Raw genomic sequence first — 24932 nt, forward strand, 5'->3', positions numbered from 1 at the left:
TTCTCCACTGTCCCGGACGCCACAATGGACGCCATGAGGATCTCGGCACGGGCGGACTACGCGGTACGGGCGGTTCTGGAACTGGCCGTACGGCAGGAAGCGGACCCGGCGAGCCCGGTGAAGGCCGAGGCGGTCGCCGCGGAACAGGGCATTCCGCACAAGTTCCTGGAGGGCATCCTCGGCGACCTGCGCCGCGCGGGCCTGGTCACCAGCCGCCGCGGCGGGGGCGGCGGCTACGCCCTGGCCCGGGAGGCGGCGCGGATCACGGTGGCGGACGTGATCCGCGCGGTGGACGGCCCGATCGTCTCCGTCCGCGGCGAACGCCCCACCGGCCTCACCTACACGGGCTCGGCCGAGCCCCTGCTCCCCCTGTGGATCGCCCTGCGCGCCAACGTCCGCCGCATCCTGGAGGGCGTCACGATCGCCGACATGGCGTCGGGCACGCTCCCGGCCCCCGTCCGCACCCTGGCGGCCGAACCGTCGGCCTGGGAGAACCCGTGAGGGGGCACTGCGTGGCGTGGGCGAGGAAGGCGTCCCAGCCAGGGGAGTACGTGGCCCGGGGGGCGGTCTTGGGTGTTGCGGACGCGGACGGCCACCGGCGTTGAGGACTACGGAACCTGACGGTAGACATCGCGGCGATTGCCGACGGCCAGGACCCAGACGATCAGTTGGCCGTTCTCGACGGTGTAGACGACGCGGTAGTCGCCGACCCGCAGCCGCCAGCGGACACTGTGTCCCTGAAGCGCTTTGATGTCGAACGCCGTGCCGTCCCCCGCGTCCATCGCCTTCTGGAGTTCGGCGAGGCGGTACAGGATCCGGAGGGCGTCCGGGCGCGGGATCTTGAGCATGTCCCGCTGTGCGTGCGGCGTGAAGCGTGTGACGTACCCCATGAGATCAGCCCTGATGAGCGCGCAGCAACGCGGCCATCTCCTCGAGGGAGACCGAGCCCTCCGTGCCCTCGGACTCGGCTTCGTCGGCCAGTCGGTTGAGCCACGCCTCTTCGGCGTTCTCCGCGACTTCGCGCAGGCGCTGGTACTCCTGGATGTCGATCACGACGGCTTCCTGCTTACCGCGCCGGGTGATGATCGTCGGGGTCTCCTCCCGGCGAGCACGATCGATGACGTCAGCGAGGTGGCTGCGGACCTCAGCCATGGACTCGATCACCGGATCACTCATGTCAGAAATGTAGCAGATGTACATGAAGTCGGTCAGCAGTAAGGATGCTGATTGGTCAGGGAGGCGGCCACTCGCATCCACACGCCGAAGAGGCGGTAGAGATGGGGCGCAGCGCCCTGCGCCTGGACGGTTCGGGAGTCCACCGAGGTGACGCCTGGGATTCCCAGGAGCGTCGAGGCGACGGAAGCCGATTGCCACCGCACCGTGAGGGCGGCGGGGGCCGCCGTGGCGGCCGGAGCCTTCGGCGATGCGGAGAGGTGCGCGGCGACCGCCTTCTCGATGGCCGTGCGTGCCTCTTCCGACGGCCGCATATCTGCCGAGAACCGGTCCCGGGCGTATTTCACGGCCACGGTCGTGACCGAGGCGTCCCATTCCGTCATCTCCGCGCAGGCGCAGTCGTCACCGGTGAGGACCGCCACCGGTACGCCGAAAGCGGCGGCGGTGGCGTGGGCCAGGCCGATCTCGCCCACAGGTCGGCCGTCCAGCCACATGTCCTCGATCTCGTGGCCCATGAAACTGTGGCTCAGCACACCGAGCGCACCGGCGCGTGAGTGGTAGCCGACGAAGACCGCGGCGTCGTGCTCGGGAGTGAGTCCTTCGAGCATGCCCATCTGTTTCGGCTTGCCGCGGATGAGGTGCGCGGCCGGGTGCAGCGACTCGGGCAGGAGGTTGCGCATCGGGCCGTGCGCGTCGTTGACGGTGATGTCGGTGGCACCGGCTGCGGTGGCACCGCGTATGGCCGCGTTGACGTCCTCCGCCATCATCAGCCGCCCGCGCTCGTAGTCCCGCCCGCCGGGCTGGACGTCGTCGGCATCCACCAGCCCGGTGACGCCCTCCATGTCCGCACTGATGTAGATCCGCACCGCTCAGTCTCCTCAGCCTTGATCGTCACAGAAGACGCGCTCGGTTTCCGCTCCGGTTCCTAGGACACAGACTCGGCGGCATGTCCCGGGGGCATCGACCTCACCTGATCCAGGAGCAGCGGCACCCGGCCGACCGCCCCGTGAGTGTCAGCCACTCGCGTCCAGTCCGTCACCTGGGTATTCAACTGTCCCGCGACCCTGCTGCCACCCCGCAGGAGGGCGCGGGCCGGGACTGCCGACGCGGAGACCGAGGAATTCAGCGTGCGGCGTGGGCGAGGAACGCGTTCCAGGCGGCGGGGGTGAGGGTGAGTGCGGCTCGGGGGCGGTCCTTGGTGTCGCGGACGTGGACGGCGACCGGAGTGAGGGCAACTTCGATGCAGTTGTCGCCGGAGCCGCTGCTGTAGCTGCTTTTGAACCAGGCCAGTTCCGCGGTGGTGCTCATAGGTCTCCTCGCATCCGTTGCAACAGGCTCACGGAGTCCTGCATGGTGAGTGCCTGTGAACGCATCCTGGCATACCTGCCCTGGAGCACGCTGATCACCTTCAGGTCGGAGATGAACTGACCACTCTCCTGCCCTTCGCTGTACCCGAACCACTTGTGTGCGGGGGCTTCGAGCAGGGCGATGGGGCCGTGCAGTCCCGCATGTGACGTCTGTACCAGCGGCATGATCTGGATCTCGACGTTCCGCAGTTCGGCCGACTCAAGAAGGTGGTCGACCGCCTCCTTGGTAACTTCCGACCCGCCGGTCCGGCGGAGGAGAACGTGCTCTTCGATGATGAAGTTGAAAGCGGTGTTCGGCCGCTCCCGCAACAAGCGCTGGCGTTCGGCCCGCGCAGCCCAACTGTCCTCGACCTGCTGGTCCGTGAGCGGTGGCAGCTCGTCGGTGAACAACTGCCTTGCGTACGGCTCTGTCTGGAGAAGTCCGGGGATCATCCGGCACTCATAGTTGAAAAGGCTGATAGCGGTCCTCTCCAAGGTCGCCCAGCGCCTGAACCAGGAAGCGAGACCCGGCTGCCGCTCCAAAAAGCCCGCCGCCCGACGCAACGCCCCCGTGTTCCCCAGTACGCCCTCGGCCGCCTCGACGAAGTCCACGTCCGGCATGCGCCTGCCCAGCTCGACCGATGCCACCGTGTGCTTGGAGAAGCCGACGTGCCTGCCGAACTCCTCCCGGCTCAGCCCCGCATGTTCCCGGAGTCCCTGGACCATCGCCCCGAACGTACGCAGACTGTCCGAAGACTCCGGTTCACCGCCCCTGCCCGCCCCAGCGTCCACCACTGTGCGTCACCTCCCGCGAACATGCTCACGGTCGGTCATCGGTACTGTCCAGTCGGTGACCGTGTACGCAGGCGCAGCGTACGCGGCTCAGGGCTGGTGAAGGGGTGGATCCAGGCCGCAGATTGAAGCCATGACCGCACCATCCACTCCCCGGACCTCCGTCACCGTACGTACGTTCGCGCAGCGGCTCAGTGCCACGCCGCGCGGCGCGCGCCTCGCCCGTCACCTCGCCCTGAACCAACTCGACGCCTGGGATATCCCGTACGGGTCGGCGCCGGCGGAGGCGGTGGCCGCGATCGTGGCGGAACTGGCCGCGAACGCCGTGACGCACGGCCGGGTCCCGGGCCGTGACTTCGAGCTGCGGCTCTCACTCGTCACCGGGAGCGTGCGGATCGAGGTGAGCGACACCCGGGTGGGCCCGCCGCTGCCGCCCGGCCCGGGCCACGTACCGCAACCGGACGGCCTCGCGGAGAGCGGGCGCGGGCTGGTGCTGGTCGAGGCGTACGCCGACCGGTGGGAGGTGGTGGACCGGGTGCCGCCCCCGGGCAAGACCGTCCGCGCGGAGGTCGACCTGCCACCGGGCCGGCGCCGGGCTCGCGGGCTTCTTGCGCCGGGGTGAGCGGCGGCCCCAGCATGGGGTGGTGCCCGGGTCCGGGCCGGAGGGGGAGGGGCCCTTGTGACGGAGCGGCGGTACAGCGTCGGAGGCGTGATTGGACTGGTCCTGGCGGTCGTGTGGACCGTCCTGGCCGTGCAGTGGCACGAAGTCGACTGCCCCCTCGTCCCGGATTCCTACGCCCTGGTCGTCACGCACGGCACCCCGAGCATCTTCGAGGGCTGCGGTGACGGCTACGCCGTGGACGTGCGGGGGGACTGAGGGGGCACCTCGGCCGACTGCCGGTGCCTCAATTCACTGGCGGCAGACCCGAATTCACGCGTCGAAGGAGTGGACCGTGGTCGTCCGGTAGGTCCGGCCCGGGCGCAGGACCGTCGACGGGAAGGCCGGCTGGTTCGGGGAGTCCGGGAAGTGCTGGGTCTCCAGGGCCAGGCCGTCGCCCTGGCGGTAGGTGTGGCCGGAGGGGCCGACCAGGGTGCCGTCGAGGAAGTTGCCCGAGTAGAACTGCACGCCGGGCTGGTCCGTGGAGATGCGCAGGGTGCGGCCGGAGTCCGTGTCGCGCAGGGTCACCACGTGGACCGGGCGCGCGGTGACGCCCTTGTCGAGGACGAAGTTGTGGTCGAAGCCCTTGGCGGTGACCAGTTGCGGGTGGCCGGTGCGGATGTCCCGGCCGATCTGCTTGGGGCGGGTGAAGTCGAAGGGGGTGCCCTTGACCCGGGCCAGTTCGCCGGTGGGGATCAGTCCCGCGTCGGTCGGGGTGTAGCGCCCGGCGGCCAGCCACAGCTCGTGGCCGTAGATGCTGCCGCTGCCCTCGCCCGCCAGGTTGTAGTACGTGTGGTTGGTGAGGTTGACGACGGTCGGCCGGTCGGTGACCGCCTCGTAGTCGATGCGCCAGTCCCCGTGCCGGGTGAGGGTGTACGTCACCTTCGTGCGCAGCGTGCCCGGGTAGCCCATCTCGCCGTCCGGGCTGACGTAGCGCAGGCGCAGCCCGACGTCGGTGCCCGAGGTGAAGGGCTCGACGTCCCACACCTTCGTGTTGAAGCCCTGCGCACCGCCGTGCAGGCTGTTCTCGCCGTCGTTGACGGACAGCTGGTAGTCCTTGCCGTCCAGGGTGAAGCGGCCCTTGGCGATGCGGTTGCCGTAGCGGCCGATGGTGGCACCGAAGAACGTGGTGCCGGCGACGTAGGCGTCCAGGTCGTCGTAGCCGAGGGAGACGTTGGCGTAGCGGCCGTGGCGGTCGGGGATCTCCAGCGACTGGACGATGCCGCCGTAGGAGAGGACCTTCAGCCGGGTGCCGCCGTTCGCCAACGACCAGCGGTAAACCTTCGTGCCGTCGGCGAGGGTGCCGAAGAGCTCCCTGACCGGTTTCCGGGCCCCGGAGGAGGACTCCTGCCCGGCGGCGTGGGCGGTGCCGCCCAGCGTGCTCGCGGCGACGCCCGCCGCCGCGGCTCCGGCGATGACCGTGCGTCTGTTCAGTTCCATGTACGGCTCCCGTGGAAGGACGTCGAAAGGAAAGGGCCCCGCCGGAGGAGGTCCGGCGGGGCCCGGCTGAGCTACGAACCGGACTTGCGCTTGTTCCACACGTCGAACCCGACCGCGGCCAGCAGGGCGAGGCCCTTGATGACCTGCTGCCAGTCGGTGCCGACGCTGAGGAGGTTCATGCCGTTGTTCAGCACGCCGAGGACGAGACCGCCGATGATCGCGCCGAGGACGGTGCCGACACCGCCGCTCATGGACGCGCCGCCGATGAACGAGGAGGCGATGGCCTCCAGTTCGAAGTTCAGGCCCGCCTTCGGGGACGCCGCGTTCAGCCGGGCCGCGACCACCAGACCGGCCAGGGCCGCGAGCACGCCCATGTTCAGGAAGACGTAGAAGGTGACCTTCTTGTCCTTCACGCCGGACAGCTTCGCCGCCGGCAGGTTGCCGCCGATCGCGTAGATGTGGCGGCCGAAGACCGCGTTGCGCATCACGTAGCCGTAGCCGACCACCAGCACACCGAGGACGAGCAGCACGATCGGCGCGCCCTTGTAGCTGGCCAGCAGCATCGTGACGACGAGGATCGCGGCGACCATGGCGGTCAGCTTGAGCAGGAAGAGCTTGAACGGCGGCACGTCGAGGGCGAACTCCTGCTGGCGCCGGCGGTCACGGACCTCCTGCCCGACCGTGAAGAGGATCAGGACGAGGCCCAGCAGCAGGGTGATGTTGTGGTAGTTCGTGTTCGGGCCGACCTCGGGCAGGAAGCCGTTGCCCATCTTCTGCAGGCCGTTGGGGAAGGGACCGAGGGTCTGCCCCGCGAGGAGGATCTCCGTCAGCCCCCGGAAGATCAGCATCCCGGCGAGCGTCACGATGAACGACGGTATGCCGAAGTAGGCGATCAGGAATCCCTGGACGGAACCCGCGACCGCGCCCACCACCAGGCACAGCACCAGTGCGAGAGGCCAGGCCAGATGGTGCTCCACCGTCAGCACGGCCGCGAAGGCGCCGACGAACGCGGTGAGCGAGCCCACCGACAGGTCGATGTGCCCCGCGATGATCACCAGCATCATGCCGATCGCGAGGATCAGGATGTAGCTGTTCTGCAGGACCAGGTTCGAGACGTTGCGCGGCAGCAGCAGGTCGCCGCCGGTCCATGCCTCGAAGAGGATGACGATCAGACCGAGCGCGATCAGCATGCCGTACTGGCGCATGTTGCGGCGCAGTCCGTTCAGCATCATCTGGAGCAGGCCGCCGCCGGCCGCTCCGCTGCCGCCCGGCGGCGCCGGGGCCGGGCTCTTGGCGGTCACATCCGTGCTCATCGCGTTACCTCTTTGTCCTGGGTGTCCTTCGTCATCCGACGCATCAGCACTTCCTGGGTGGCTTCGGCCCGCGGCACCTCGCCGGTCAGCCGGCCGGCGGACATGGTGTAGATGCGGTCGCACATGCCGAGCAGCTCCGGCAGCTCGGAGGAGATGAAGACGACCGCCTTGCCCTGGGCGGCCAGTTGGTCGATGACCGTGTAGATCTCGTACTTGGCGCCCACGTCGATGCCCCGCGTGGGCTCGTCCAGGATCAGCACGTCGGGACCCGAGAAGATCCACTTGCTGAGGACGACCTTCTGCTGGTTGCCGCCGGACAGCTTGCCCACCGGCTCGAACACGGTGGGCGCCTTGATGTTCATGGACGTGCGGAAGCCCTCGGACACCTGGCGTTCCTCGTGCTCGTCCACCACACCCCGCCTGGCGACCTTGCGCAGGGCGGTCAGCGAGATGTTGCGGTTGATGGTGTCGATGAGGTTCAGGCCGTAGTGCTTGCGGTCCTCGGTGACGTACGCGATGCCGTGCGCGACCGCCTCCGGGACGGTCTTCGTACGGATCTCGGTGCCGTCCTTGAGGACCGTGCCGCCCGCGTAGCGTCCGTAGGAGCGGCCGAAGACGTTCATGGCCAGCTCGGTGCGGCCCGCGCCCATCAGGCCCGCGATGCCGACGATCTCCCCGCGCCGCACCTGGATCGACACGTCGTCGACCACCTTGCGCTGCTGGTCGATCGGGTGGAACACGGTCCAGTTGCGGATCTCCAGCGCCGGCGCCGCCCCCTCCTCGGGCCGGTGCGGGGTGCGCTCGGGGAAGCGGTTGTCGAGGTCGCGGCCGACCATGCCCGAGATGATCCGCTCCTCGGTGGTGGTGGCCGCCTTCACGTCGAGGGTCTCGATGGTGCGGCCGTCGCGCAGGATCGTCACCGAGTCGGCGACCTTGCGGATCTCGTTGAGCTTGTGGGAGATGATGATCGAGGTGATGCCCTGGTTCTTCAACTCCAGGATCAGGTCGAGGAGTTTGTCGCTGTCCTCGTCGTTGAGGGCGGCCGTCGGCTCGTCCAGGATGAGCAGCTTCACGGACTTCGACAGCGCCTTGGCGATCTCCACCAGCTGCTGCTTGCCCACGCCGATGTCGGAGACGCGGGTCTCCGGGTGCTCGGCGAGGCCGACCCGGCGCAGCAGTTCGGTGGCGTGCTGCAGCGTGCCGTTCCAGTCGATGAACCCGCGCTTGGCGTGCTCGTTGCCGAGGAAGATGTTCTCCGCGATGGACAGGTACGGCACCAGCGCCAGCTCCTGGTGGATGATGACGATGCCGTGCTGCTCGCTGGCCCGGATGTCCCGGAACCCGCAGACCTCCCCCTCGAAGAGGATCTCGCCCTCGTAACTGCCGTGCGGATGGACGCCGGAGAGCACCTTCATCAGGGTCGACTTGCCGGCGCCGTTCTCCCCGCAGATGGCGTGGACCTCGCCCTGACGGACGGTCAGGGTGACGTCCGACAGCGCTTTGACACCGGGAAAGGTCTTGACGATCGAGCGCATTTCCAGGACGGGTCCCGCCATGGTCGTGCCTTCCAGTCGGTCGGTTCGGTGGGTGCGGCGGGTTACTTGCCCAGCTGGGCGTCGGTGTAGTAGCCGCCCTTGACCAGGACGTCCTCGTAGTTGCTCTTGTCCACGCTCACCGGCTGGAGCAGGTAGGCGGGCACGACCTTGGTGCCGTTGTCGTACGACTTGGTGTCGTTGACCTGCGGCTTCTTGCCGTTGATGAGGTCGTCGACCATGGTCGATGCGACGTCGGCGAGCTTGCGGAGGTCCTTGTAGACGGTCTGCGTCTGCTGCCCCGCGATGATCGACTTCACGGAGGCCAGCTCGGCGTCCTGCCCGGTGATGACGGGCAGCGGCTTGCTGCCGGACCCGTAGCCGTCCGACTTCAGCGCGGACAGCACACCGATGGAGATGCCGTCGTACGGCGACAGGATCGCGTCGACCTTCTCGCTCTTGTACGAGGAGGTGAGGATGTCGTCCATGCGCCGCTGGGCGGTGGCGCCGTCCCAGCGCAGGGTGGTCACCTTGTTGAGCTGCGTCTGGCCGGACCTGACCACCAGCTGCTTCTTGTCCATGTACGGCTTGAGCACGCTCATCGCGCCGTTGAAGAAGTAGCGGGTGTTGTTGTCGTCGTTGGAGCCGGCGAACAGCTCGATGTTGAACGGCCCCGTCTTGCCGCTGTCCAGGCCGAGCCGGTGCACGATGTACGTGCCCTGGAGCCGGCCGACCTTCTCGTTGTCGAAGGAGGCGTAGTAGTCGACGTTCTTCGTGCCGAGGATCAGCCGGTCGTAGGAGATCACCGGGATCTTGGCGTCGGCGGCCTGCTGGAGCACGTTGTTCAGCGACTTGTTGTCGATGGCCGCGATGATCAGGCCCTTGACGCCCTGGGTGATCAGGTTCTCGATCTGCGAGACCTGGGTGTCCGGGTCGTCCTCGCCGTAGACCAGCTTGGTCTTGTAGCCCTTGGCCTCCAGGTCCTTGACGACGTTCTTGCCGTCGGAGATCCACCGCTCGGAGGACTTGGTCGGCATCGCGATGCCGATCGTGCCGCCCTTGCTGCTGCTCTTGTCCTCCTTGCTGCCGCCCTCGCTGTTCTGCCCGCAGGCGGACAGGGCCAGGGCGAGGGTGGCGGCGGTGGCGGTCGCGGCGAGTGCGGCTCTGCGGTTGCGCATGGTCATCATCCTCGATGTGGGTGCGGGGTAGGTCCGGCGGTGCGGGGCGGTGCGGACGGTGCGGCGACGCCGGGGTGGTGCCGTGGTCCCGGAGGCGGTGCGGGTGGTGCCGTCGTGCCGGTGGTGCCGGTGGATCCGGTGGTGCGTCGGTCCGGTGGTGCCGTGGTGCCTGGTGGGTCGTGCCGGGCAGTGGTGCGGCGAACGGTCCGCCGGGGGACCGGAAACAGATGTGTGGGATTGTGCGCGGCTGTGTGGGCTTCTGTGAAGCTCAGTTTCCGGAACGTTATGCCGGTGTGTCGAAGCGGGTCAGCGCGCCCGGCAGCCGGGAGCCCAGCGGAGCCATGTCACCGCCCGCTCCGTGCCGCTCCAGCAGGTCCAGCGCCAGCCTGCCGCGCCGCACCCGCTCCCGCGCGGTCGCCAGGGTCACTTCGCGCAGCTGGTGCCCGTACGGGTAGATCCCCGGCGCCTTCGACAGCCCGAACTTCAGGTACAGCGGCGCACCGCGCCGGATCAGCTCCGCCACCTCGTACATCCGCACATAGCCCCCGAGGTCGTCCGGCGCCTCGATGTACATGTCCATCGGCGCGGCCGACACCCGCCGGATCTCGGTGAGGTGAGCGAGCGTCAGGTCGCTGGGCACGTTGACGGAGTCGGCGCCCAGATGCTCGTAGACGGCGTACGAGGCCGGGTTGACCGGACCGATCAGCGCGGACACCTTCAGGGTGGTGTCGGCCGGGACGATGCCGGCCAGCCGCGCCCGGTGCAGCGTCCACAGCACGCCCTCGTCGGCGACGAGCAGGCACTTGACGCCCAGCTCCGTCGCCCGCACCGCGTCCTCGACGCATCCGGCGACCGCGTCGTGGCCGCGGGCGCGCAGCCCCGCCCCGCGCGAGTCGGTGCGCACCGAGGCGCCGGTGTCCCAGGTGCCGCGCGGCCCGGTGAACAGGCACAGCTCGATGCCGCGTTCGGCGGTCGCCTCGACCATCTCGGTGATCTCGGCGTCGGTCAGCATCCACACGCCGCTGCCCTGGCTGATCCGGTGGATCGGCACGTCGAGCCGGGAGGACTCCTTCAGGACCGCCGCCAGCGCCTCGGGGCCCTCGCACGAGGGGATCTCGGTGCGCCAGCGGCCCCCGCCGGGGAAGGTGTGCGGGGAGGCGTCGGCGGGATCGGGGGCGGGGGCGGCGAGGCCGAGCGCGGTGAGCGCCGGCTCACCGGGCCTGCGGGCTGCCGTGTCGGGAGCGTCGGTCACAAGCTGTCCTTCGGGTCGAGCGAGCCGTGTCCGGTGTCCCGGACAGGGTTCGTGGCTCATGGCGTGGAAGCGTCGGAGGGGTGGCGCCGGGCGGTGCACCGGCCGCGGGGCCGTCAGGCAGTCCCGCGGCCGGCGTCCGGTGCGGAGCCGACCGGCGTACGGTCACGGGCGGACCGCGCGGGACCCGGGCGTACCGGTGCACGGGCGCGGGCCGCGGGACGGTGCGTGGTCACGGGTGGACCGGACCGGCGTGCGGTCACGGGCGGAGCAGGATCTTGCCGACCTCCGGATCACCGGACCCGGCCAGCTCGACGGCGTGCGCGAAGTCGGTGAGCGGGAGTTCGTGGGTGACCAGCGGCAGGGGGTCGAGCAGACCGGCCGCGAACACCCGGACGGTGTGCGCCCAGGCCTCCGGCGGCGCTCCGAAGACGGTCTGCACCTCCAGTTGCCGGACCACCAGGTCGGTCGGGTCGAGCCCGTCGGCGCCGGGTGCCGGGATGCCCGTCAGGACCAGCCGCCCGCCGCGCCGCAGCAGCGCGGCGGCGGTGCGGGCCGCGTCCGCGGACCCGGCGGTCTCGACGACCACGTCGAAGCCGCCCGGGAGCGCGGGATCGTCCTTGGTGCGGAAGTCCGTCGCCCCGAACCGCCGCGACAGAGCCTCCCGGTCACCGCGGGTGCCCACCACCAGCAGGCCGGCCGGCGAGAGCGCCTTCAGGAACTGCACGGCGAACATGCCGAGCGTGCCGGTGCCGACCACCGCGACCCGCTCGCCCGGCCGGGCACCGGCCTTGAGCACGGCGGCGGCGACGCACGCGGCGGGCTCCAGCAGGGCGGCGGCGGTGAGGTCGGCGTCGTCGGGCAGGATGTGCAGCAGCCGGGCCGGCAGCGTGAGCGTGCCCGCCATCGCGCCCGGCCGGGTGAAGCCGGTCTCCTCGTACCCGGCGGTGCACAGGGTGGTCTGACCGGCGTGGCAGCGGTCGCAGACCTGGCAGTTGCGGAACCCCTCCCCGACGACCTTGCGGCCGGTGAGGGAGGAGGGCACGCCCGCGCCCACCGCGCGCACCGTGCCGGACCACTCGTGACCGGGCGTCAGCGGGTAACGGACGTACCCCTCGGGCCGGTTGCCCTGGTACACCTCGCGGTCGCTGCCGCAGACGCCGACCGCGTGCACGGCGACCAGCGCCTCGCCCGGCCCCGGCTCGCGCGGCGTGTGCGGCACGAGCCGGTGCTCACCGGGTGCGTCGACGACGACGGCGGTCGCGGCGCTCACTTCGTGCCCTTGGGCTTGCGGGTCTCCCAGCCCTCGGCCCACAGGTCGAACCGGGCCTGCTGCTGCGGGAACTCGGCCGCCGCGTCGACGTCCAGCTCCACGCCGAGGCCGGGCGCCTGGGAGAGGTGGAAGCAGCCGTCCTCCGGGTCGACCTGCGGGGCGCCCTTGACGACCTTCTTGATCTCCGCGTCCGCGAAGTCGTTGAAGTGCTCGAGGATCTTGAAGTTGGGGGAGGTGAAGCCGACCTGGAGGGAGGCGGCGGTCAGCACGGACCCGCCGACGTTGTGCGGGGCGACCAGCATGTAGTGCGTCTCGGCGGTGGCCGCCAGCTTGCGGGTCTCCCAGATGCCGCCGATGTGGCCGACGTCCGGCTGGATGATGTCGACGGCCTGGCTCTCGAACAGCTCGCGGAACTCGATCCGGTCGTGGATGCGCTCACCCGTGGCGACCGGGAGGTCCACCTTCGCGGCGACCTTCTCCAGTGCCTTCAGGTTCTCCGGCGGCACCGGCTCCTCCAGCCAGGCCGGCTTGAAGGGCGCCATCTCCTTGGCCAGCCGCACGGCGGTGGCGGGGGAGAAGCGGCCGTGCATCTCCAGCATCAGCTCGGCGTCCGGGCCGATGGCGTCGCGCACGGCCTCGATCAGCGAGACGGCGTAGAGGGTCTGCTCGTGGTCCAGTTCGAAGTGCCCGGTGCCGAACGGGTCGATCTTCAGCGCCCGGTAGCCGCGCTCCATGACCCCCTGCGCGGCCTTGTGGTACGCCTCCGGGGTGCGCTCGGTCGTGTACCAGCCGTTCGCGTACGCCTTGACCTTGTCGGTGACCTTGCCGCCCAGCAGCTGCCACACCGGGACACCGAGGGCCTTGCCCTTGATGTCCCAGCAGGCCATCTCCACGACCGCGATGCCGGACATGACGATCTCGCCCGCGCGGCCGTAGTCGCCGTACTTCATGCGGCGCACCAGGTCCTCGGCGGCGAACGGGTCCGACCCGAGGATGTGGTTGGCCTCGGCCTCCCGCAGGTAGCCGATCAGCGCGTCGGTGTGGCCCAGCATCCGGGTCTCGCCGACCCCCGTGATCCCTTCGTCGGTGTGCACCTGGACGTAGGTCAGGTTGCGCCACGGCGTCCCGACCACGTGTGTGCTGATTCCGGTGATACGCACGGCAGTTGCCCCTCAGCTGTTCGCGATTGCTGTACTGGCTGTTCGAGATGACTGTTGCAAGGTGACCGGCCGGTCCGGTCCCGTCCGGCACGGCCTCGTCCCGCTTCCGGTCCGGTCCGGCACGGCCTGGTCCGGACCGGCGCGGGGCCGGCCGGAAACGGTCCGGGTCCGAAAGGTCCGGGTCCGAAACCGCCCGTTCGAGATTTCGTCACGCGTTCGAAATGCTGGCGTGACAGTAAGGAAGCGCCAGGGGGAGTGTCAATGGGGCGGGCAGGTAACGGTTTCGGCAAGCCTTTCGGGAGTTCTCGCGTTCCCCCACGGAACCTTCACAGATGCCCCTAGGAACGGCGGCCGCCCGGAACTTAGTCTTCCCGCGTCATGAACTACTGCCACCCGTGCCGACGGCATCTCAACGGCGCTCTCGCCTGCCCGGGGTGCGGCACCCCCGCCGAGTCCCTCCCGGCGGACGCGGAGGAGCCCGAACGCCCGCTGGCGGAAGCAGAGTTCGCGGCGGCGCAGCAGCCGGAGCACGAGACCGCCGACACCGGCCGCGATCCGGCGCCGGGGCGGGCGGCGCGCCGCAGGGCGCGGGAAGAGGGACGCGGCGCACCCGTCGAGGAGACCACCGGCAGGGCGGCGCGACGGGCGGCCGGCGGCGGTGCGAGCCGCCGCGACCGCAAGGCGGCGGCCCACCGCAGGCGGCGCCGCAAGGCCCTGCTGATCACCGCCGGGTTCGTGCTGGCGGCGGGCGGGCTGAGCCTCGCCGAACTGGGCTCCGACGCGCCCGGTCTGCCGGGCCTTTCCGGCCCGGGCCCCGAAACGGCGGGCGACGCGGCGGCCGACGGCGGCGCGAGCCCGGAGGCGGCGGCGGGCGCGACGGGGGCGGCACGGCCGCTCGCCGACGCGCCCGGGCGCACCGCGAGTGCGAGCGCGGACCAGCCCTCGGCGTCGGCCTCGCGCCAGGCGTCGCCGTCCGCCTCCGCGACGGACCGCACGCCCGGGCCGGGCGCCGGCGGTTCGGCCGGCCCGGGGCGGTCGGCTCCGGCCTCGGCGGGCGCGGTGACCGGCGCGGGCGGCCCCGCGGGGGGCAGCGCGCCGTCCTCGCAGGCCCCGCAGGCACCCCAGTCCCCGGCCGCGCCGGCCTCCTCACCCCCGGCCCCGCCCCCGACCCCCACCCCGACGCACACGTGCAACCGCTTCCTGTGGTGGTGCACGTAGCTGTGTAAGGAGCCGCGGCCGGGCGGCGCGCGGCACCCGGCCTCAGCCGCGCGTCACCCGGCCGCGGCCGGAGGCCGACGAGGCGGACGAGGCCGAAAGCCGCCGCTGGACCCCGTGGACCCCGCTCGACCCGTTCGTCCCGCTGGACCTCCTGCGCCCGACGCCCCCTGCGCTCACTGGTTCCCCCGCGCCCGCCGGCCTGCGCTCACTGATCCCCGCGCCCGCCGGTCCCACGCCGGCCGGCCCTGCGCCCGGGCGACCCCTTGGGTCAGGTGCCCGCCACCATGCGTCTGAGCAGGTCCCGCAGCACGCGCCGCTCCTCGTCGCTCAGTCCCGCCAGCGGCTCCCGCGCGAAACGCAGCCCCTCGCGCAGGTCGCGCGCCACCCGGCGCCCCTCCTCCGTCGCCGCCGCCAGCTTCACCCGGCGGTCGGCCGGATCGGGCCGCCGCTCCGCGAGCCCCCGCGCCTCCAGGCGGTCCACGATGCCCGTCACGTTCGACGGCTCGCACTTCAGCTTCTGCGCGAGTTTGCGCATGGGCAGCGGTTCCACGGACAGCAGGCTCAGCAGCCGTGCCTGCGGGCCGGTCAGCGCGTGCTCGCCCGCGGCCTCCTCGTAGTCCGCGTAGAACCGGGCCACGACGTCACCGATCAGCTCGACGACCTCCAGGGCCAGGGCGTCGGGGCGGCGGGGGTGCGGGTCAGTGGTGGCCATGGCGACCAGGGTACCCGCTTACTTGACAACCTGAAATATCCAGGAGCATGGTTGTTTCAGGTACTGAAATATTCGGCTCCGTCCGGACGGGCCGAGCCGCACCGAGGAGAGGCGCACCCCGTGTCCGACACCCCCACACTTCCCGCCGTCAGCCGTGAGTGGCACCTGCTCAGCCGTCCGGTCGGCTGGCCCAAGCCCGAGGACTTCGCCCTGGTGGAGGCCGGGCTGCCGCAGCCGGGCGAGGGCCAGGTCCTCGTACGGAACGAGTACCTCTCCGTGGACCCGTACATGCGCGGCCGGATGAGTGCCGCCAAGTCGTACGTGGCGCCCTACGAGCTGAACGAGCCCATGCAGGGCGGGGCCGTCGGACAGGTCGTCGCCTCCCGCGCCGCGGGCGTCGCGGTCGGCGACCACGTCCTGCACTTCGGCGGCTGGCGCGAGTACGCCGCCGTGGACGCCGCCCAGGCCGTCAAGGTCGACCCGGAGGCCGCGCCGCTGTCGACCTACCTGGGTGTGCTCGGCATGACCGGCCTGACCGCCTACGCGGGCCTGCTGCGCACCGCCTCCTTCAAGGAGGGCGACGCCGTCTTCGTCTCGGGCGCGGCCGGAGCGGTCGGCAGCCAGGTCGGGCAGATCGCCCGGCTCAAGGGCGCCTCGCGGGTCATCGGCTCGGCCGGGTCCGACGAGAAGGTGAAGCTCCTCGTCGACGAGTACGGCTTCGACGCCGCCTTCAACTACAAGGACGGCCCGGTCGCCGAGCAGTTGCGCGCCGCCGCACCCGACGGCGTCGACGTGTACTTCGACAACGTCGGCGGCGACCACCTGGAGGCCGCCATCGGCTCCCTCAACCGGGGCGGCCGGATCGCGATCTGCGGCGCCATCTCGGTCTACAACAACACCGAGCCCGCCCCCGGCCCGAGGAACCTGGCCCGCCTGATCCAGACCCGCGGCCGGATCGAGGGCTTCCTGGTGGGCGACCACTACGACCTCCAGCCGCAGTTCGTGCGCGAGGTCGGACCCTGGGTGCGCTCGGGCGAGCTGAAGTACCGCGAGACGGTCGTCGAAGGGGTGGAGAACACGCTGGAGGCGTTCCTCGGGGTGCTGCGCGGCGACAACACCGGAAAGATGATCGTCAAGCTCTGAGCCGGGACGCGGTCCCGTCCGGCCCGGCAGGCGTTCCCTGGATTTCCGTCATGCGGTAACTTCTTTCCGAAACCGCTGGCGACCGTGGGCGCGAGTCGCGGCGGACCGAGGAGGAGACGCACGCTATGGCCATCCAGCAGTCCGACGTCCTGTACACCGCCGTCGCCACCGCCGAGGGCGGACGCGACGGCCGGGTCGCCACCGACGACGGCAAGATCGACGTCGTCGTGAACCCGCCCAAGGAGATGGGCGGCAGCGGCACCGGAACCAACCCCGAGCAGCTGTTCGCCGCCGGCTACAGCGCCTGCTTCCAGGGCGCCCTCGGCGTGGTCGCCCGCCAGGAGGGCGCCGACATCTCCGGCTCGACCGTCACCGCCAAGGTCGGCATCGGCAAGAACGAGGACGGGTTCGGGATCATCGTGGAGATCTCGGCCGCCCTCCCCAACGTCGACGCGGCCACCGCGAAGAGCCTGGTGGAGAAGGCGCACCAGGTGTGCCCGTACTCCAAGGCCACCCGCGGCAACATCACCGTGACGCTGGCCTGAACCGGTCGTTGCCCCGTACGGCGGCGGTCGCACCTCTGGACGTGGGGTGCGGCCGCCGCCGTCGCGCGTCGGCGCCGGGCCGGGCCGTTGTCGCACCCCACGGGCGGGGCCGGGCCGCCGCCCCTCGCTACAGTGACCCCATGCGTGATCTCGGGGTGGGGTTCGGTTATCTCCTGAAGGGCCAGCGGTGGATGGCCCGGCACCGCAGGTCGTACGGTTTCGGCCTGCTCCCCGGTCTGATCACCCTCGTCCTGTACGCCGCGGCGCTCACCGCGCTCGCCCTGTGGGGCACGGACGCCGTCGGCTGGGCCACCCCCTTCGCCGACGGCTGGCCGAGCCCCTGGCCCGGTCTCTTCCGCGGCTTCCTCACGGCGGTGCTGTTCGCCCTCGGCCTGCTCCTGGCCGTCGTCACCTTCACCGCCGTCACCCTGCTGATCGGCCAGCCGTTCTACGAGAGCCTCTCCGAACAGGTCGACCGGGACGTCTCCCCGGACGGCACCGCGCCCGAGTCCGGCCTGCCGCTCTGGCGCAAACTGTGGATCTCGGGACGCGACAGCCTCCGCGTCCTGGTCCGCGCCGCCCTGTGGGGCGTCCTGCTCTTCGCGCTCGGCTTCCTGCCCTTCGTCGGCCAGACCGTCGTCCCGGTGATCGGGTTCTTCGTCACCGGCTTCTTCCTCACCGAGGAACTGGCCGCCGTCGCCCTCCAGCGCCGCGACGTCGACCTCCGCGCCCGCCTGCGCCTCCTGCGCTCCCGCAAGACCCTGGTCTGGGGCTTCGGAACCCCGCTGGGCCTGGCCTTCCTGGTGCCGTTCGTCGCCGTGTTCCTCATGCCGGGCGCGGTCGCGGGCGCCACCCTGCTCGCCCGCGACCTCCTGGACGAGGGGACGGGCGAGGGAGCGGACGGCGAGCGGGACGGGCAGCGGGGCCACCGCCCGGACGCGGATGCGGGCGAAGGGGGGACGGACGGCGGTCCGGCCCTCACCCGTAACCGGCACCCGTGGCCGGCCTAGGCGTGTTGTTCGGAAGGTTCGCCGGGCGTCGCGAGCCGGTGGGCCTTCCCGGTCTTAGCGCTGGTTCCTGGCCGAGGCCCGTCCGGCGGATCGGGCCGCGGGGCACTCACGGCGCCTGGTCGTCCGGGGCGTGATCCGCCGGACGGGCCGTGGCACCCACCGCCTGAGCCGCCTCCCGCAGCACGCCGATGAACGCCGCCGCGGCCGGTGACGGCGAGCGCCCCCTCACGGTCGCCGCGTACACCGCGCGAGCCGGCGCGTCCTCGTCGCGCACCGGGAGCAGGGTCACGTCCGGCCGTACGGACGCGGCGGCGAGCGCGGGGACCAGGGCGACCCCCAGACCGGCCGCCACATAGCCCTGCTTGGCGGTCCACTCGGCCACGACGTGGGCGATGCGCGGCCGGAACCCCGCCCGCAGCGCCGCGTCCAGCAAGGTGCCCTCCGGGCGGGCGCTGCCCGACACCCAGTCGGCGCCGGCGAGCTGACGCAGCCGCACGGGTCCGGGACGGTCCGCCAGGGGATGCCCGGCCGGGACGGCGACGTACAGGGACTCGTCGAGCAGGTGGTGCAGCGTGTACGCCTCCAGCGGGGCCCGCCCGGTGGTGGAGACCACCGCCAGGTCGAGGTGCCCGGCGGTGAGCCGTTCCAGCAGCCCGGCGGTCAGGCCCTCCTCCCGGGAGACCCGTACGCCCGGACGGCGGGCCCGGAAGGCGCCCAGCGCCCAGGGCACCAGCGCCGCGTCGGCCGAGGCGAACGCCCCGAACCGCAGCCGCCCGCCCGTCGCCTCCCGCAACGCGGCCAGTTCGCGCACGGCACCGTGCAGCGACTCGGCGACGGCCCGCGCGTACGGGACGAGCGTCCGCCCCGCCTCGGTGAGCCGCACCCCGCGCGGCAGCCGGTCGAACAGCGGGGCGCCGCCGAGCGCCGCCTCGAGCGCGGAGACCTGCCGGGACACCGCGGACTGGGTCCAGCCCAGCGTCCGCGCCGCCACGGTGAACGACCCGCACCGGTCCACCTCCAGGAACACCCGCAGCCACAGGGTGGACAGGTCGGGGACGGCGTCGTCGTGCCCGGACCCGGCGGGGTCCGCGCCATGCATGTTCGGCATGTCAGCCATGCCAGAGATTCGCTTGTCGCATCACTTGCCCGACCTTAGCGTCGACGGCATGCAGCACAGGGAGAAGATCGCCTTTCTGGGGCTCGGCCGTATGGGCACGCCCATGGCCCGCCGGCTCCTCGCCGCCGGGCACCCGGTGACCGTCTGGAACCGCACGGCGGCCAGGACCGGCCCGCTGGTCGCCGAGGGCGCCGTCCACGCGGCCCGCCCCGCCGACGCCGTCCGGGACGCCGACGTGGTCATCACGATGCTGGCCGGCCCGGACGCGCTCGCCGAGGTCGCCGACGCCGTACTGCCCGCCCTGCCCGGCGGCGTGCGCTGGGTGGAGATGTCCACCGTGGGCCCGGACGCCGTACGCGCGCTGGCCGCCCGCCTCGACGGCCGGGCCGTCCTCGTGGACGCGCCGGTCACCGGCAGCACCGACCGGGCCGCCGACGGGAGCCTCGGCATCCTCGCGGGCGGCGCGACGGCCGGGGTGGAGCACATCCTGGCCCGCCTCGGCACCGTCACCCGCACCGGCCCCCTCGGCACCGGGGCCGCGCTCAAACTGGTCGTCAACACCGCCGTGATCAGCGGCGTCGTCCTCGTCGCCGAGGCACTGCGACTGGCCGACACGCTCGGCGTCGACGGGGAGACCGCCCGCACCGCGCTGGCCGGCGGCCCGCTCGCCGGGGCGGTCGCCCGCGCCTTCGCCGAGGACGCCCACTTCGCCACCGCGCTGGCCGTCAAGGACCTCGCGCTCGCCACGGCCGCCGCCCGGCTCCCCGCCGTGCAGGCCGTCTCGGCGGCCCTGCGGCAGGCGGCCGGGGAGCCGGGGCTCGCCGGCGCCGACCTCTCCCGGGCCGCCGCCCGGATCCGTACCACCACCACCGCGTGAGGAGCAGCACCGTGCAGACCACCCTCGACAACCCCGTCGACGCCCCCCAGCCGCTCAGCCCCTACTACTCCCAGGTCGCCAGGGTCGAACACGCCGACGGCAGCGCCCTGCTGTTCCTCTCCGGCCAGATCGCCGAGGGCGAGACGCTCGCCGAGCAGAGCGAGGGCGTCTTCCGGGCCATCGCCGCGCTGCTGGAGGCGCACGGCGCGAGCTTCGCGGACGTCATCGGCGTGCGCACCTTCCTCACCGACATCAGCCGGCTCGCGGAGTACGGCGCCGTGCGGCAGCGGTTCCTCACCGGCACCCCGCCCACCAGTCTGACCGTCGAGGTGCCCCGGTTGTTCCGGCCCGGGGCGCAGATCGAGGTGGAGGTGGTGGCCGCCGTGCCCGGCCGTTTGTGAAGGGTTCGTACGAGGTTCCGGCCGGGCGCCTCCTGCCCGGCCGTCGCGCTCCCGCGGCGATTAGGGTCGGATCCGGGGCAAGCTCCCCACGTACAGCCCCGGCCCGGGACCTGACCCCTGGACCGGGGCTCGTGGCGTCCCGGCCGGATGGGGCGGACTCCCGGCCCGGGACGGCCGCCGACGGAGGCTCAGGCGGACGTCCGGGGGAGAGGCCGAGTGGATGCGCGGCGAGACCGCCGCAGGCGACCGGACGGCCGCACGGGGACGGGCCGCCGCACGGCGGCGAGACCGCCCGACGACCGCGTGACGCGACCGATGACGGCGTGACGCGCCCCGACAGGGCGTGACCGCCCGCGTGTTCTGCCCGCCGGACGGGCGCCCGGCGGCCTACCGCACCGAGAAGCCGTACACCGTCTCCGAGCGGAACACCTCGCCCGGACGCAGTACGGTGCTCGGGAAGTCGGGGCGGTTGGGGGAGTCGGGGAAGTGCTGGGTCTCCAGGGCGATCCCGGCGCCGGGCGCGAAGGGGCCTGCGGACAGGTGGTCGGCGGTGTAGAGCTGGAGGCCCGGCTCGGTCGTCGCCACCGTCAGCACCCGCCCGGACGCCGGGTCGTACAGCTCGGCGGCCTCCTCGGCCCGCTCGGTGACCCCCTTGTCCAGGACGAAGTTGTGGTCGTAGCCCGCGCCTGCGGTGCGCGCCCGGCGGAAGTCGAAACGGGTCCCCGTCACGTCCGCCGCGGCGCCCTCGGGGATCAGCCGCGCGTCGACCGGGGTGTAACGCGAGGCCGCCAGGCGCAGTTCGTGCCCGGCCGCCTCGCCGGAGCCGGCGCCGCCCAGGTTCCAGTAGGAGTGGTTGGTCGGGTTGAACACGGTCGGCGCGTCCGTGACCGCCTCGTAGCGCAGGTGCAGGGCGCCCGAGGCGTCCAGCGTGTAGGTCGCGGTGACCTCCAGACGGCCGGGGAAGCCCTCCTCGCCGTCCGGGCTGACCCGGGACAGCCGCACGCCGTGCTCGACCGGCGTCACGTCCCACACCCGCTTGTCGAACCCGCGCTCGCCGCCGTGCAGCGTGTTGGCACCCTCGTTCGGCGTGACCGTGCACGGCCGCCCGTCCAGCTCGAAGCGGCCGCCGGCGATCCGGTTGGCGTACCGGCCGACCAGAGCGCCGAGGTACGGCTCCGGATGGGTGAGGTAGCCGTCCAGACCGGCGAAGCCCAGCACCACGTCCGCCGTGCGCCCGTCCCGGTCCGGGACCTCGGCCGACTGCACGATCCCGCCGTACGACAGCACGCGCACCCGCACTCCGGCCCGCTCCAGCGTCCAGCGGTGCACCGGGGTGCCGTCGGAAAGTGTGCCGAAAAGTTCGTTCATGAGAGAAACTGTAGTCACGGGTTCCTGGCGGTGACAGTGCGGTACGCGATCTCCGCGAGCCTGGCCTGGCCGTTGCGGCTGGGGTGGAACCAGTCCCAGTGGCTGAGCTGCTTCGTGTCGAACTCGTACTCGAAGACGGCGTTCTTGTCGAAGCGGCAGCGGCGGTCCTTCGCGCACACCTCGGCCAGCACCTTGTTGTACTCCACCACCCGGGCCTGCACCGTCTCCCGCCGCCGGGTCGCCGCCGGGTCCAGCGCGTCCGCGTCGCCCAGCATCGACGGGCAGATGCCCAGCTTCCAGACCTGCTTGCCCAGCGCGTTCGTGCGGCCCTCGGACCACAGCCGCTTCAGGTTCGGCACGCTGGAGACGTACACCTCCGTCTTCGGCAGCGCCTGGCGCAGCGCGTCCATCGCCGACTGGAACTGCCTGCGGAAGTCGGCCACGGACGTCATCTGACCGGTGGAGTCGCGGCAGGCGTCGTTGGCCCCGGCCATCACCGTGACCAGCTCCGGCCGGTGCAGCGCCGCCCGGGTCATCTGGCCGCGCAGATCGGCCATCCGGGAACCGGTCACCGCCTCGTTCCAGCTGCGCTGGGCCGCGCCCGTCACGCCGAGCAGCCGCACGGCCAGGCTTTCCACGCCCGCGTCACTGCCCGTCGCCCAGGACACCTCCGGACAGTCCGTCAACACCATGCACGCGTCGAAGCCCCGGGTGATGGAGTCGCCCACCGCCGCGACGGAGTCCGGGTGGGTGTCCCACAGCGGCGTCGGCGACGCGGACGGTGCCGCCCCGGCGCCCGCGTCCCGGTCGCCGGAGACACCCGCACCGGCCGCGTCACAGCCGGCCACGGCCAGCACGGCAGCCGCCGTGACCGCATGGACGGCGCGCAGCCGGTGACTTCGCTTCCGCATGGCCGGTGCTCCCCTCGGTCGTCGTGCGGTGGTCCCTTCCAGAACAACGTCTGAGGGTTCCCAGCCTCACCCGAGGTGACGGCGCGCACCCGTACAAGCGTCCCCCTGGGTGAATGCGGGGTGTTTCCGGACCCCGGGACCGACGGTACGTCACACTCCCCACCCCGTCGCACGGTAGCCTCGCCATCAACGTGGCCGTCGCGCCACTGCCGCCCGCCCGCCCCTGACCCGCTCTGCCCGGAGGTCCCGGTGACGACACGTGGAGTTCTGTACGTGCACTCCGCGCCGCGCGCGCTGTGCCCGCACGTCGAGTGGGCCGTCGCGGGGGTGCTCGGCACGCGCGTCAGCCTGGACTGGATCCGCCAGCCCGCCGCCCCCGGCACCTGGCGCTCGGAGTTCTCCTGGCAGGGCGAGGCGGGCACCGCCTCCAAGCTCGCCTCGGCGCTGCGCGGCTGGCAGCTGCTGCGCTTCGAGGTCACCGCCGAGCCCTGCGCCAGTGCCGAGGGCGAGCGCTACAGCTGCACCCCCGACCTCGGCATCTTCCACGCCGTCACCGGCATCCACGGCGACATCCTCATCCCCGAGGACCGGCTGCGCGCGGCGCTCACCCGCTCCCAGCGCGGCGAGACCGACCTGGAGGCGGAGATCGCCAAGCTTCTGGGCAAGCCCTGGGACGACGAACTGGAGCCCTTCCGCTACGCGGGCGAGGGCGCCCCGGTCCGCTGGCTCCACCAGGTGGTCTGAGAGCCGCCCGCGAGGGGCGCGGGACTTCCGCACGAGAACGGCGCCGGCCCGGACCCCTCACGGGGGCCCGGGCCGGCGCCGTTCACGGCGACTGCGGCTCAGATCGTGCGGAACGCCAGCACGACGTTGTGCCCACCGAACCCGAACGAGTCGTTGAGGGCGGCGATCCGGCCCTCGACGGGCAGCTTCCGCGCCTCCCCGCGGACCACGTCCGCGTTCGCCTCGGCCTCGGGGTCGATGTTGTCCAGGTTGATGGTCGGCGGTGCCACCCGGTGGTACAGGGCCAGCACGGTCGCCACCGACTCCACGCCGCCCGCGCCACCGAGCAGGTGACCGGTCATCGACTTGGTCGCGGAGACCGCCATGTGGTCCGCGTCGTCGCCGAACACCTTGCGCAGCGCCTTCAGCTCGGCGATGTCACCGGCAGGCGTCGAGGTGGCGTGCGCGTTGACGTGCACGATCTCGGCCGGGTCCAGGTCGTTGCGGTCCAGCAGGTTCTGCAGGGCGTGCGAGATGCCGCGGCCCTCGGGCTCCGGCTGCACGATGTCGTGGCTGTCGGCGGAGATGCCCTGGCCGACCGCCTCCGCGTAGACGCGGGCGCCGCGCGCGGCGGCGTGCTCGGCGGACTCCAGGACGAGCACACCCGCGCCCTCGCCGAGGACGAAGCCGTCCCGGTCGACGTCGTAGGGGCGCGAGGCGCCCTGCGGGTTCTCGTTGTTCTTGGACATCGCCATCATGTTGCCGAACGCGGCGATCGGCAGCGGGTGGATCGCCGCCTCCGTGCCGCCGGCGACGACCACGTCGGCGCGGCCGGTGCGGATCATCTCGATGGCGTAACCGATGGCCTCGGCGCCCGACGCGCAGGCGGAGACCGGGGTGTGCACGCCCGCGCGGGCGCCCACGAGCAGGCCGACGTTGGCCGAGGGGCCGTTCGGCATCAGCATGGGGACGGTGTGCGGGGAGACGCGGCGTACGCCCTTCTCCTTGAGCACGTCGTACTGGTCCAGCAGGGTCGTCACGCCGCCGATGCCGGAGGCGATGACCGCACCGAGCCGGTCGGGGTCGACGGCGCCGTCGCTGCCGTCCTCACCGGCCTTGCCGGAGAAACCGGCGTCCTTCCAGGCCTCCTGGGCGGCGATCAGCGCGAACTGCGCCGAACGGTCCAGGCGGCGGGCCTGCGGCCGCGGAATGGTCTCGGTCGGCTCCACGGCGACCGGGGCCGCGATGCGGACGGCCTGCTCGGCCGCCCAGTCCTGGGTCAGCGGCTTGACGCCGGACTTGCCGGCGACCAGACCCTCCCAGGTAGAGGCTACGTCGCCACCCAGCGGTGTGGTTGCGCCGATACCGGTGACGACCACGGTGCGATTGGTCGGGCTCACGGGAATTCTTTCTCCAACGGAACGAGGATCAAAAACGGCGCCACCGCCGGGTGGCGGGGCAGTCAGCCCACAGCAGTGATCGGTAGATCAGCTCTGGTGCTTGAGGATGTAGTCGGTGGCGTCCCCGACCGTCTTGAGGTTCTTGACGTCCTCGTCCGGGATCTTGACGTCGAAGCGCTCTTCGGCGGCGACGACGACCTCGACCATGGACAGCGAGTCGACGTCCAGGTCATCGGTGAAGGACTTGTCCAGCTGGACGTCCTCGACGGGGATACCGGCGATCTCGTTCACGATCTCGGCGAGACCGTCGACGATCTCCTTCTGAGTGGCGGCCATGTCGGCGCTCCTTCGTAGTGTTCCAGAGGGTGTGGCGCCCGCCGCGGCAGCGGCAGG

Annotated in this window: 28 protein-coding genes; 10 read left to right on the forward strand and 18 right to left on the reverse strand. The window is 71.8% G+C overall.

The genetic code is table 11. The annotated features are described in order from the left end of the window. The first annotated feature begins 33 nt into the window (after nt 1-33). Complete coding sequence (locus tag AC6I72_RS21910; protein WP_037854530.1) at nt 34-501, forward strand: RrF2 family transcriptional regulator; 468 nt, start codon at nt 34-36, stop codon at nt 499-501. 107 nt (nt 502-608) lie between these two features. Here the strand turns inward: AC6I72_RS21910 and AC6I72_RS21915 are convergent, their stop codons facing one another. The 5 genes from AC6I72_RS21915 to AC6I72_RS21935 form a co-directional block, all read right to left on the reverse strand. Beyond that, a complete protein-coding gene (locus tag AC6I72_RS21915) occupies nt 609-890 on the reverse strand; it encodes a type II toxin-antitoxin system RelE family toxin (protein ID WP_498002831.1) in 282 nt (93 codons plus the stop codon). Between the two features lie 4 nt (nt 891-894). After that, the gene (locus AC6I72_RS21920) at nt 895-1176 is read right to left on the reverse strand and encodes a type II toxin-antitoxin system Phd/YefM family antitoxin (RefSeq protein WP_498002832.1); all 282 of its coding nucleotides are present in this window, start codon (nt 1174-1176) and stop codon (nt 895-897) included. A 32-nt stretch (nt 1177-1208) separates the two neighbouring features. Continuing rightward, on the reverse strand, nt 1209-2039 hold the full coding sequence (locus AC6I72_RS21925; protein ID WP_498002834.1) for a M55 family metallopeptidase: 831 nt from the start codon (nt 2037-2039) through the stop codon (nt 1209-1211). Between the two features lie 256 nt (nt 2040-2295). Continuing rightward, nucleotides 2296-2481, reverse strand: a complete 186-nt coding sequence (locus AC6I72_RS21930; RefSeq protein WP_498002835.1) for a DUF397 domain-containing protein — start codon at nt 2479-2481, stop codon at nt 2296-2298. Beyond that, nucleotides 2478-3245, reverse strand: a complete 768-nt coding sequence (locus AC6I72_RS21935; RefSeq protein WP_498002836.1) for a helix-turn-helix domain-containing protein — start codon at nt 3243-3245, stop codon at nt 2478-2480. Before AC6I72_RS21935 ends, AC6I72_RS21930 begins: the two co-directional genes overlap by 4 nt. A 199-nt stretch (nt 3246-3444) precedes the next feature. On the opposite strand from AC6I72_RS21935, the gene AC6I72_RS21940 reads away from it, so the two are divergent. Together AC6I72_RS21940 and AC6I72_RS21945 are read left to right on the forward strand one after the other, a co-directional pair. After that, nucleotides 3445-3933, forward strand: coding sequence for an ATP-binding protein (locus tag AC6I72_RS21940; protein ID WP_498002837.1), 489 nt, complete (start codon nt 3445-3447; stop codon nt 3931-3933). An 87-nt stretch (nt 3934-4020) separates the two neighbouring features. Continuing rightward, entirely contained in the window at nt 4021-4188 is a 168-nt protein-coding gene (locus AC6I72_RS21945; RefSeq protein WP_498002838.1) for a hypothetical protein, read from the forward strand. A gap of 54 nt (nt 4189-4242) precedes the next feature. Here the strand turns inward: AC6I72_RS21945 and AC6I72_RS21950 are convergent, their stop codons facing one another. From AC6I72_RS21950 to AC6I72_RS21980, 7 genes are all read right to left on the reverse strand, one after another. After that, complete coding sequence (locus AC6I72_RS21950) at nt 4243-5409, reverse strand: aldose epimerase family protein (protein ID WP_498002839.1); 1167 nt, start codon at nt 5407-5409, stop codon at nt 4243-4245. Between the two features lie 71 nt (nt 5410-5480). Beyond that, nucleotides 5481-6722, reverse strand: coding sequence for a multiple monosaccharide ABC transporter permease (mmsB, locus tag AC6I72_RS21955; protein ID WP_498002840.1), 1242 nt, complete (start codon nt 6720-6722; stop codon nt 5481-5483). Further along, nucleotides 6719-8278 carry a multiple monosaccharide ABC transporter ATP-binding protein gene (gene mmsA / locus AC6I72_RS21960; protein WP_498002841.1) on the reverse strand — a complete coding sequence of 520 codons (1560 nt, stop codon included), beginning with the start codon at nt 8276-8278 and terminating at the stop codon, nt 6719-6721. Before mmsA ends, mmsB begins: the two co-directional genes overlap by 4 nt. Nucleotides 8279-8319: 41 nt before the next feature. Further along, nucleotides 8320-9432, reverse strand: a complete 1113-nt coding sequence (gene chvE, locus AC6I72_RS21965) for a multiple monosaccharide ABC transporter substrate-binding protein (RefSeq protein WP_037854221.1) — start codon at nt 9430-9432, stop codon at nt 8320-8322. Nucleotides 9433-9715: 283 nt separating this feature from the next. Further along, nucleotides 9716-10684 (reverse strand): hypothetical protein, encoded by a 969-nt coding sequence (locus AC6I72_RS21970; RefSeq protein WP_366724401.1) that lies wholly within the window; start codon nt 10682-10684, stop codon nt 9716-9718. A gap of 256 nt (nt 10685-10940) precedes the next feature. After that, nucleotides 10941-11954, reverse strand: a complete 1014-nt coding sequence (locus AC6I72_RS21975; protein ID WP_498002843.1) for a zinc-dependent alcohol dehydrogenase — start codon at nt 11952-11954, stop codon at nt 10941-10943. Further along, a complete protein-coding gene (locus tag AC6I72_RS21980) occupies nt 11951-13114 on the reverse strand; it encodes a mandelate racemase/muconate lactonizing enzyme family protein (protein WP_037854213.1) in 1164 nt (387 codons plus the stop codon). The genes AC6I72_RS21975 and AC6I72_RS21980 overlap by 4 nt, the downstream gene beginning before the upstream one ends. A 378-nt stretch (nt 13115-13492) precedes the next feature. Here AC6I72_RS21980 and AC6I72_RS21985 point away from each other — a divergent pair, with 378 nt between their 5' ends. Continuing rightward, nucleotides 13493-14332, forward strand: coding sequence for an SCO2400 family protein (locus tag AC6I72_RS21985; RefSeq protein WP_498002844.1), 840 nt, complete (start codon nt 13493-13495; stop codon nt 14330-14332). A 268-nt stretch (nt 14333-14600) separates the two neighbouring features. Here the strand turns inward: AC6I72_RS21985 and AC6I72_RS21990 are convergent, their stop codons facing one another. Further along, nucleotides 14601-15044, reverse strand: a complete 444-nt coding sequence (locus tag AC6I72_RS21990; protein ID WP_498002846.1) for a MarR family winged helix-turn-helix transcriptional regulator — start codon at nt 15042-15044, stop codon at nt 14601-14603. 120 nt (nt 15045-15164) lie between these two features. Between AC6I72_RS21990 and AC6I72_RS21995 the strand changes: the two genes are divergently transcribed. From AC6I72_RS21995 to AC6I72_RS22005, 3 genes are all read left to right on the forward strand, one after another. Beyond that, a complete protein-coding gene (locus AC6I72_RS21995) occupies nt 15165-16187 on the forward strand; it encodes an NADP-dependent oxidoreductase (protein WP_498002847.1) in 1023 nt (340 codons plus the stop codon). Nucleotides 16188-16312: 125 nt separating this feature from the next. Beyond that, nucleotides 16313-16732, forward strand: coding sequence for an organic hydroperoxide resistance protein (locus AC6I72_RS22000; protein WP_498002848.1), 420 nt, complete (start codon nt 16313-16315; stop codon nt 16730-16732). Nucleotides 16733-16872: 140 nt separating this feature from the next. After that, on the forward strand, nt 16873-17742 hold the full coding sequence (locus tag AC6I72_RS22005; protein ID WP_498002850.1) for an EI24 domain-containing protein: 870 nt from the start codon (nt 16873-16875) through the stop codon (nt 17740-17742). Between the two features lie 106 nt (nt 17743-17848). Here AC6I72_RS22005 and AC6I72_RS22010 read toward each other — a convergent pair whose 3' ends face one another. After that, nucleotides 17849-18850 (reverse strand): LysR family transcriptional regulator, encoded by a 1002-nt coding sequence (locus tag AC6I72_RS22010; protein WP_498002851.1) that lies wholly within the window; start codon nt 18848-18850, stop codon nt 17849-17851. A 58-nt stretch (nt 18851-18908) separates the two neighbouring features. Here AC6I72_RS22010 and AC6I72_RS22015 point away from each other — a divergent pair, with 58 nt between their 5' ends. Together AC6I72_RS22015 and AC6I72_RS22020 are read left to right on the forward strand one after the other, a co-directional pair. Beyond that, entirely contained in the window at nt 18909-19736 is an 828-nt protein-coding gene (locus AC6I72_RS22015) for an NAD(P)-dependent oxidoreductase (protein ID WP_498002853.1), read from the forward strand. Nucleotides 19737-19747: 11 nt separating this feature from the next. Continuing rightward, the gene (locus AC6I72_RS22020) at nt 19748-20137 is read left to right on the forward strand and encodes a RidA family protein (protein WP_498004771.1); all 390 of its coding nucleotides are present in this window, start codon (nt 19748-19750) and stop codon (nt 20135-20137) included. A 387-nt stretch (nt 20138-20524) separates the two neighbouring features. On the opposite strand, the gene AC6I72_RS22025 is transcribed toward AC6I72_RS22020, so the two are convergent. Then, on the reverse strand, nt 20525-21505 hold the full coding sequence (locus AC6I72_RS22025; RefSeq protein ID WP_498002854.1) for an aldose epimerase family protein: 981 nt from the start codon (nt 21503-21505) through the stop codon (nt 20525-20527). 14 nt (nt 21506-21519) lie between these two features. Continuing rightward, nucleotides 21520-22416, reverse strand: a complete 897-nt coding sequence (locus AC6I72_RS22030) for an SGNH/GDSL hydrolase family protein (protein WP_498002856.1) — start codon at nt 22414-22416, stop codon at nt 21520-21522. Between the two features lie 249 nt (nt 22417-22665). On the opposite strand from AC6I72_RS22030, the gene AC6I72_RS22035 reads away from it, so the two are divergent. After that, nucleotides 22666-23160, forward strand: coding sequence for a DUF3145 domain-containing protein (locus AC6I72_RS22035; protein ID WP_498002858.1), 495 nt, complete (start codon nt 22666-22668; stop codon nt 23158-23160). Between the two features lie 98 nt (nt 23161-23258). On the opposite strand, the gene fabF is transcribed toward AC6I72_RS22035, so the two are convergent. Beyond that, on the reverse strand, nt 23259-24539 hold the full coding sequence (gene fabF / locus AC6I72_RS22040; RefSeq protein ID WP_498002860.1) for a beta-ketoacyl-ACP synthase II: 1281 nt from the start codon (nt 24537-24539) through the stop codon (nt 23259-23261). Between the two features lie 87 nt (nt 24540-24626). After that, the gene (locus tag AC6I72_RS22045) at nt 24627-24875 is read right to left on the reverse strand and encodes an acyl carrier protein (RefSeq protein ID WP_037854199.1); all 249 of its coding nucleotides are present in this window, start codon (nt 24873-24875) and stop codon (nt 24627-24629) included. Between the last annotated feature and the right edge of the window lie 57 nt (nt 24876-24932).

Source organism: Streptomyces sp. Xyl84 (genome assembly GCF_059731885.1).

Excerpts from the sequence above, each read along its gene's own strand:
- AC6I72_RS21910 (WP_037854530.1), top strand. The coding sequence starts at position 34 with ATGAGGATCTCGGCACGGGCGGACTACGCGGTACGGGCGGTTCTGGAA.
- AC6I72_RS21915 (WP_498002831.1), bottom strand. The coding sequence starts at position 890 with ATGGGGTACGTCACACGCTTCACGCCGCACGCACAGCGGGACATGCTC.
- AC6I72_RS21920 (WP_498002832.1), bottom strand. The coding sequence starts at position 1,176 with ATGAGTGATCCGGTGATCGAGTCCATGGCTGAGGTCCGCAGCCACCTC.
- AC6I72_RS21930 (WP_498002835.1), bottom strand. The coding sequence starts at position 2,481 with ATGAGCACCACCGCGGAACTGGCCTGGTTCAAAAGCAGCTACAGCAGC.
- AC6I72_RS21935 (WP_498002836.1), bottom strand. The coding sequence starts at position 3,245 with ATGGTCCAGGGACTCCGGGAACATGCGGGGCTGAGCCGGGAGGAGTTC.
- AC6I72_RS21940 (WP_498002837.1), top strand. The coding sequence starts at position 3,445 with ATGACCGCACCATCCACTCCCCGGACCTCCGTCACCGTACGTACGTTC.
- AC6I72_RS21950 (WP_498002839.1), bottom strand. The coding sequence starts at position 5,409 with ATGGAACTGAACAGACGCACGGTCATCGCCGGAGCCGCGGCGGCGGGC.
- mmsB (WP_498002840.1), bottom strand. The coding sequence starts at position 6,722 with ATGAGCACGGATGTGACCGCCAAGAGCCCGGCCCCGGCGCCGCCGGGC.
- mmsA (WP_498002841.1), bottom strand. The coding sequence starts at position 8,278 with ATGGCGGGACCCGTCCTGGAAATGCGCTCGATCGTCAAGACCTTTCCC.
- chvE (WP_037854221.1), bottom strand. The coding sequence starts at position 9,432 with ATGCGCAACCGCAGAGCCGCACTCGCCGCGACCGCCACCGCCGCCACC.
- AC6I72_RS21985 (WP_498002844.1), top strand. The coding sequence starts at position 13,493 with ATGAACTACTGCCACCCGTGCCGACGGCATCTCAACGGCGCTCTCGCC.
- AC6I72_RS21990 (WP_498002846.1), bottom strand. The coding sequence starts at position 15,044 with ATGGCCACCACTGACCCGCACCCCCGCCGCCCCGACGCCCTGGCCCTG.
- AC6I72_RS22000 (WP_498002848.1), top strand. The coding sequence starts at position 16,313 with ATGGCCATCCAGCAGTCCGACGTCCTGTACACCGCCGTCGCCACCGCC.
- AC6I72_RS22005 (WP_498002850.1), top strand. The coding sequence starts at position 16,873 with ATGCGTGATCTCGGGGTGGGGTTCGGTTATCTCCTGAAGGGCCAGCGG.
- AC6I72_RS22010 (WP_498002851.1), bottom strand. The coding sequence starts at position 18,850 with ATGCCGAACATGCATGGCGCGGACCCCGCCGGGTCCGGGCACGACGAC.
- AC6I72_RS22015 (WP_498002853.1), top strand. The coding sequence starts at position 18,909 with ATGCAGCACAGGGAGAAGATCGCCTTTCTGGGGCTCGGCCGTATGGGC.
- AC6I72_RS22025 (WP_498002854.1), bottom strand. The coding sequence starts at position 21,505 with ATGAACGAACTTTTCGGCACACTTTCCGACGGCACCCCGGTGCACCGC.
- AC6I72_RS22030 (WP_498002856.1), bottom strand. The coding sequence starts at position 22,416 with ATGCGGAAGCGAAGTCACCGGCTGCGCGCCGTCCATGCGGTCACGGCG.
- AC6I72_RS22045 (WP_037854199.1), bottom strand. The coding sequence starts at position 24,875 with ATGGCCGCCACTCAGAAGGAGATCGTCGACGGTCTCGCCGAGATCGTG.